The organism is Microbacterium sp., assembly GCF_047972865.1.
GTDB lineage: Bacteria > Actinomycetota > Actinomycetes > Actinomycetales > Microbacteriaceae > Microbacterium.
Genome location: NZ_JBKEAY010000074.1, coordinates 1 through 6,729, shown reverse-complemented (window position 1 = coordinate 6,729; position 6,729 = coordinate 1). Strand labels below are relative to the sequence as shown.

The 6,729-nt window shown below is 71.4% G+C and carries 5 protein-coding genes; 3 read left to right on the top strand and 2 right to left on the bottom strand.

All coding sequences use genetic code 11. The features are described from left to right. Positions 1–164: 164 nt before the first annotated feature. Entirely contained in the window at positions 165–1,103 is a 939-nt protein-coding gene (locus ACK5KK_RS04800) for an FKBP-type peptidyl-prolyl cis-trans isomerase (RefSeq protein ID WP_416888954.1), read from the top strand. Positions 1,104–1,125: 22 nt separating this feature from the next. Then, positions 1,126–2,208, top strand: coding sequence for a 1-deoxy-D-xylulose-5-phosphate reductoisomerase (gene dxr, locus ACK5KK_RS04795; RefSeq protein ID WP_416888955.1), 1,083 nt, complete (start codon positions 1,126–1,128; stop codon positions 2,206–2,208). Positions 2,209–2,228: 20 nt separating this feature from the next. Here the strand turns inward: dxr and ACK5KK_RS04790 are convergent, their stop codons facing one another. Then, positions 2,229–3,872 carry a Mur ligase family protein gene (locus ACK5KK_RS04790; RefSeq protein WP_416888953.1) on the bottom strand — a complete coding sequence of 548 codons (1,644 nt, stop codon included), beginning with the start codon at positions 3,870–3,872 and terminating at the stop codon, positions 2,229–2,231. 72 nt (positions 3,873–3,944) lie between these two features. Between ACK5KK_RS04790 and ACK5KK_RS04785 the strand changes: the two genes are divergently transcribed. Further along, positions 3,945–5,249, top strand: a complete 1,305-nt coding sequence (locus tag ACK5KK_RS04785) for a M50 family metallopeptidase (protein ID WP_416888952.1) — start codon at positions 3,945–3,947, stop codon at positions 5,247–5,249. 155 nt (positions 5,250–5,404) lie between these two features. Here the strand turns inward: ACK5KK_RS04785 and ACK5KK_RS04780 are convergent. After that, on the bottom strand, positions 5,405–6,729 hold a 1,325-nt coding region (locus tag ACK5KK_RS04780; protein ID WP_416888951.1), incomplete at its 5' end, for an anthranilate synthase family protein.

Below are 6,729 nucleotides of genomic sequence, written 5' to 3'. Positions count from 1 at the left end.
GGTGGTCGCCGATTGCTCCTGTGGGTCGGGAGGCGGCTGTGCGGTCACCCGTCGAGAGTACTCCCCGATGGATGCCGTTGCGCGCATGGGAGTGTTCACAGCCCGGTCTGAAGGTCGATGGGGGAGGATGGTCCCACACCACCCAGCATCTGTGAGGTCCCTTCGTGCGTCTGCGCTCGCTGTCCGCCCTGTCCATCGTCGCCGTGTCAGCCGTCCTGCTGGCCGGTTGCTCCGACGGGGCACCCGCCCCGGTCACCACCGCCGACGCCGCGCTGTGCGATGCGCAGGCGGCGTCCGGCTCGGGCTCCGACGCCGTCAGCGTGGAGGGCGAGGTCGGCACCTCCGCCACCGCGACCTTCGAGGCACCGCTGACCGTGTCCGAACTCGAGGTGTCGACCGTGGTCGAAGGCGACGGGGAACGGGTGTCGGCGGGCGACTTCGTGAACTACACGCTCACCGCTTATTCCGCCGAGACCGGGGATGAGATCACCTCGACGGGCTTCGCGCCCGGCGAGCTCCTTCCCGTGCAGGTCTCGCCGGAGAGCGTCTTCGGGCAGGTCTTCGGATGCAGCCCCCTGGGCTCGCGTGTCGTCGCAGCCTTCCCCGGCAGCGACACCGCCCCCGGCGAGGTCTACGTGCTGGATGTCCTATCGGTCACGCCGATGTCCGCCTGGGGCCAATCGCAGGCGCCCGTCGACGGGATGCCCACCGTCGCGCTCGCCGACGACGGTACGCCGGCCGTGACGTTGCCGGACTCCGAGCCCCCGAGCGAGACGACCGTCGAGGTGCTGAAGAAGGGCGACGGCTATGAGCTCGCCGCCGGAGACTACGTTCTGCTGCAATACCAGGGTGTGCGGTGGTCCAACGGCGAGGTGTTCGACCAGAGCTGGGCCGGCGGTACTCCGCTGACCGGGCCGACGACCAACTACGTGCCCGGCTTCCAGAAGGCGCTGGAAGGACAGACGGTGGGATCGCAGGTGCTCGCGGTGATCCCGCCCGCGGACGGCTACGGCGAAGGCGAGATCAACGAGACCAACCTCGAGGGGGACACCCTCGTGTTCGTCATCGACATCCTGGCCGCGCAGAGCGCGCCCACCCCGTGAGCGCGAACGGGAGGTGCGCATGATGCGGCGCATCATGGTGCTCGGATCCACCGGATCGATCGGCACGCAGACCCTCGAGGTGATTCGCGCGAACCGCGACCGGTTCGACGTCGTCGGGCTGTCGGCGTTCACGCGGCGCGACGACCTCGCGGCGCAGGCGGAGGCGTTCGACGTCGCCGACACCGCGGTCGGGGCCGAGGAGGCCGAGTGCTTGGTGCGCGATGTCGAGGCCGACGTGGTGGTCAACGGGATCACCGGTTCGGTGGGGCTCGGCCCGACCCTGGCCGCTCTGGAGGCGGGACGCACCCTGGCGCTGGCGAACAAGGAGTCGCTGATCGTGGGCGGCGACCTCGTGACGGTGCGCGCGGAACCCGGGCAGATTGTCCCCGTCGATTCCGAGCACTCCGCCATTGCGCAAGCGCTGCGCGGCGGGGCGCGCGAGGAGGTGCGACGGCTCGTGCTGACGGCATCCGGCGGCCCGTTCCGGGGCTGGTCGCCCGCACGGCTGGCCGAGGTCACTCCCGCCCAGGCTCTCGCGCACCCGACGTGGAACATGGGCCGCGTCGTCACGACGAACTCTGCGACCCTCGTCAACAAGGGCCTCGAAGTCATCGAGGCCCACGTGCTGTTCGATGTGCCGTACGACGACATCGACGTCGTCGTGCACCCGCAGTCGATCGTGCACTCGATGGTCGAGTTCGTCGACGGTTCGACACTGGCCCAGGCGTCCCCGCCGGACATGCGGCTGCCGATCTCGCTCGGTCTGGACTGGCCGCACCGCGTCTCCGGCGTCGGCGTGCCGCTGGATTGGACGACGGCGACGACATGGACGTTCGAACCACTCGACGACGTGGCTTTCCCCGCCGTGCGCCTGGCCAAGCAGGTCGGTCGCGCCGGCGGCACGTTCCCGGCGGTGTTCAACGCCGCCAACGAGCAGGCCGTCGATGCGTTCCACGCCGGCGCGCTGGGCTTCGCCGGCATCCTCGACACGGTTGCGGCCGTGATCGACGCGCATGACGCGCCCGACGCGTTGACGCGGGAGAGCCTCGCCCAGGCGGAGGACTGGGCGCGCCGGACCGCGGATGAGCTGATCGCAGCCCGCTGAGCCGAGGGCGGTCCGTCCGCTCAGCGGATGGGACGCTCGGGGTCGGATGCCGGCGTGCGGTCGGCCGGGTAGGGCACCGGCCAGGTGGGCTCGGGGACGGGCCAGCCGGCATCGCGGAGTGCTCGGCGCGCGAGTTCGCGCGCCGAATACGGGGTGCGCACGCCCCGGATGTCCCGGTAGTCCTGGTGGCCGGGACCCGCCCACAGGATCGCGTCGCCGTCGCCCACGAGAGCCACCGCTTCCACGATGGCCCGCTCCGGGGGCGAATACTCGTGGATCTCGGCATCGGGACGCGCCGCGCGGGCACCTTCCAAAAGGGTGGCACGGATGGTGTCGGGGTTCTCGTTGCGCGGGTGGTGGTCGGTGATCACCAGGATGTCGCTGCCTTCCACCGCCGTGCGCCCCATGTCGAGCCGCTTCGTCGCGTCGCGGTCGCCGTCGGCGCCGACGAGCATCAGGACCCGCCCGGGTGTCACCCGGCGCACCGCCGCGAGGGTCTTCTCGAACGCGTCGGGTGAGTGGCCGAAGTCGACGTACACCGCCGGTCCGGCATCGCCAGAGACACGCTGGGTGCGCCCCGGCAGGTGCGCGTCGACCCGCGCGCCGTCCAGCGCCGCAACGAGGCGCTCCCAGGGGTAGCCGCCCTCCAGCAGCATGAGGATCGCCAACCCGGCGTTGGCGGCCATATGCCGTCCGATCACCGGAACGGTCGACCGCAGCGACCGGCCGTCCGCCGAGCGCAGGACGAACTCGGTGCCGTCCTGGCGTTCGTCGACGATGTCGACGGTCCAGTCGGCCGCCGCGTCCGGTTCGGCCGCGATGGCGGGGGTGATGATCGTGGTCACCGGCACCTCGGCGCGCTCGGCGACCCAGGCGCCGGCGGACGAGTCGAGGCACACGACCGCCCGCCGTGACCGGTCGGGGCGAAACAGCGGCAGCTTCGCCTCGAAGTACTCGTCCATGTCGGCGTAGTCGTCGAGGTGGTCATGGCTGAGGTTGGTGAAACCTGCGACGTCGAACACGATCCCGTCGACCCGATGCCGGGAGAGCGCCTGTGCACTGACCTCCACGGCCACCGCTTCCACCCCCCGTTCGCGCATGAGCGCCAGGAGGGCGTGGAACTCGGAGGCCTCCGGCGTCGTCAGCCGCGACACGATCACGTCGCCGGCAATGTGGCGTTCGGCGGTGGAGGACAGACCGGTCACGGCGCCCAATTGCGCGAGGATGCCGGCCAGCAGATGCGACACACTCGTCTTCCCGTTGGTCCCGGTCACCCCCCGCAGCAGCGGCAGGTCGGTGTCGGTGCCGTAGACCCAGGCCGAGAGCCCCCCCAGCACGGCGCGCGGGTCGTCGACGATGACCAGCGGCAGACCGGTCGGTGCGGCCAGGGCGGCGCCGGCTTCGTCGGTGATGACGGCGACGGCGCCGCGATCGGCGGCATCCTGGGCGAACTCGGCGCCGTGGCGGAGGGCCCCGCGGACGGCCACGAACGCCTCGCCCGGACGGAGGTCGGCGGTGGCGAGGGTGATGCCGCGTACCGTCACGGCGGACATGTCGCCGACGGTGTCGCGCCCGAACGTCGCGGCGAGGTCGGACAGCGGACGCTGCGGCGGATTCTGCGGGCGGAGAACCGGCGGCAGCTGAGCAGGAAGGTCGCGGGGCATGGCACCCCCATCCTCTCACCCGCGCGGCCCGGCTCGGTGAACTCCAAGCCGTGGCCGGTAGCGTGTTCCTTCGTGACCGCGCTCGCCTTCCTCATCGGTGTCGTCCTCCTGGTGGTGGGATTGGCGGTGTCGATCGCGCTCCACGAACTCGGCCATCTGCTGCCAGCCAAGCTCTTCGGCGTGCGGGTGGGCCAGTACATGATCGGGTTCGGCCGCACCCTCTGGTCGCGGCGGTTCGGGCAGACCGAGTACGGCGTCAAGTTGCTGCCGGTGGGTGGCTACATCTCCATGGCCGGGATGTACCCGCCGTCACCGCGGCACGCCGGCGGGGAGGGGCGTGCCGGCGGCGGGTTCTTCGCCACGATGGTGCAGGATGCCCGCGACGCCAACGACGAGACCCTCGCCGGCTCCGACGGGAAGCGCGCGTTCTACGAGTTGCCGATGTGGCAGCGAATCGTCATCATGCTGGGCGGACCGGTCATGAATCTGTTGCTCGCCGTCGTGCTGTTCACGATCGTGTTCAGCGGAGTCGGCATCCAGACCGCCACCACGACCATCGCGGGCGTGAACGAGTGCGTCGTCGCCGCCGACGTCGAGCGCACCACCTGCACGCCTGACGACCCGATCTCGCCCGCGCGCGCCGCCGGCATCGAGCCGGGAGATGTCATCGTCTCGGTCGCGGGCACCCCGGTGTCCACGTTCGCCGAGGCGTCCACGATCATCCAAGCCTCCCCGGGGACGGCCCTCGAGGTGGTCGTCGACCGTGACGGCCGGACCCTGCCGCTGCAGGTGACCCCCATGCTCGCCCAACGCGAGGTGCTCGCCACCGACGGCTCGGTCACGACCGCCGAGGTCGGTTTCGTCGGCATGACCGCGGTCGTCGGATATGAGCGTCAGCCGATCGCGGACGGCCCGACGGCCGCGTTCGAGCAGACCGGGCGCGTCGCGGGCATCATCGTGCAACTGCCGGTGAAGGTGTACGAGACCGCCGTCGACCTGTTCACAGGATCCGAACGAGACCCCGACGGGCCGTTGTCGATCGTCGGGGCCGGCCGCATCGCCGGGGAGGTCGCCGCGATCGACGCCCCGATCCGCGACCGCGCCTCGGCGCTGCTGAGTCTGCTGGCATCGCTGAACATCGCGCTGTTCGTGTTCAACCTCATCCCGCTCCTCCCGCTGGACGGCGGCCACATCGCGGTGGCCCTGTGGGACGGCATCCGCCGCGGGTGGGCGAAGGTGTTCCGGCGTCCGCCGCCCCGACCCGTCGATGCGACGGCCCTGGTGCCGGTGACGTTCGTGGTGGTGATCGCGCTGGTCGGGATGGGCGCGATCCTGATCCTCGCCGACGTCTTCAACCCGATCGCACTCTTCGGCTGACCTGCTCCGCCCCCGCCACCCCCGCCACCACCCCCCTCAGCCGCGAAACTACACGGGCGGTATCGAGACGGCGCGGATTCCGCGGGGTCTCGATACCGCGGCTGCGGTCTCGCGGGCCAGGGGTCGGGCTGGGGACTGCGGGGCTGGGGCGGGGGTCAGACCAGGGCGTGGGCGATCAGGCGCTGCAGGGTCTGGTAGCCGTCGCGGGAGAGGATCGACTCCAGGTGGCCCTGGATCGAGCTGAAGCGGGGACCGCGCAGGGCGTACACGTCGCCGGAGGCGGCGTCGGCGGCGACGTCGGCGGCGCCGTGCGAGGTCGTGCCGGGCGCCACCCGGGCCGTGAAGGTGTTGTAGAAGCCGATGGATGCCGGGAACCCGAACACGTCGACGGTCTTCTGCAGCCCCTGGTGCGGGGCTTCCAGCGCGGCCAGGTCGAGGCCGAGCCGATCGGCGAGGATCTGGTGGCTGAGGCACACCGCCAGCAGCGGCAGTCCCGCGGCCAGGCGGGCATCCACGAGCTCGCGCATCCGCACGATGCGCTCCGACGTGACGTCGCGCGGGTCGCCCGGGCCCGGTCCCGAGACCAGCACGTCGGCGGCGGACACATCGATGTCGTCGCTCCAGTGCGCCGCGGTGACCTCGAAGCCGAGGTGACGAAGCTGGTGGGCGAGCATCGTGGTGAACCGATCCTCGGCGTCGACGATGACGGCGCTGCGTCCCGCGAACGGTCCCGGCACGTCGGACTGCGGTTCGAGCCAGAACGACGCCAGCCGCGCGTTGCGCGACGCCAGCTGGGCGGCGATGGCCGGATCGTCCGCGAGTCGCAGCGGTGCCGCGGCGGGCGCGTCGTCGTCCTCGTCGTCGGGGGTGGCCGAGTCGCGCTCGATCGCGCCGATCGCCCCCAGCACACCGGCGGCCTTGCCGTGCGTCTCACTCACCTCTCCGTCGGGGTCGGAGTGACGCACGAGGGTCGCGCCCACCGGCACCCGCAACCTGCCGTCGACGAGGTAGGCGGTGCGGATGAGGATCGGTGCGTCGAGGTCGTGGCCGCCGTCGGGCCGCGGCGTGAACAGCGCGGCGACGCCGGAGTAGTACCCGCGCGGGGTGCGCTCGTGCCGTTCGATGACGGCGCAGGCGTTCTGCATCGGGGAGCCGGTGACCGTGGGCGCGAACATCGTCTCGCGGAGGATGTCGCGCGGGTCCATCGTGCTGCGCCCGCTCAGCATGTACTCGGTGTGGGTGAGCCGCGACATCTCCTTCAGATGCGGCCCCGTGATGCGGCCGCCGTCGGCGCACACCGCGGCCATCATCTTGAGCTCCTCGTCGACGACCATGAACAGTTCCTCCGTCTCCTTCGTGGAGGACAGGAACTCCGACAGCGTCGCGGCCGTGGCCCCGCCCGCGGGGTGGCGGAACGTCCCCGAGATCGGGTTCATCGTCACCACGCCGTCGGCGGCGCTCACGTGCGCCTCCGGGCTCG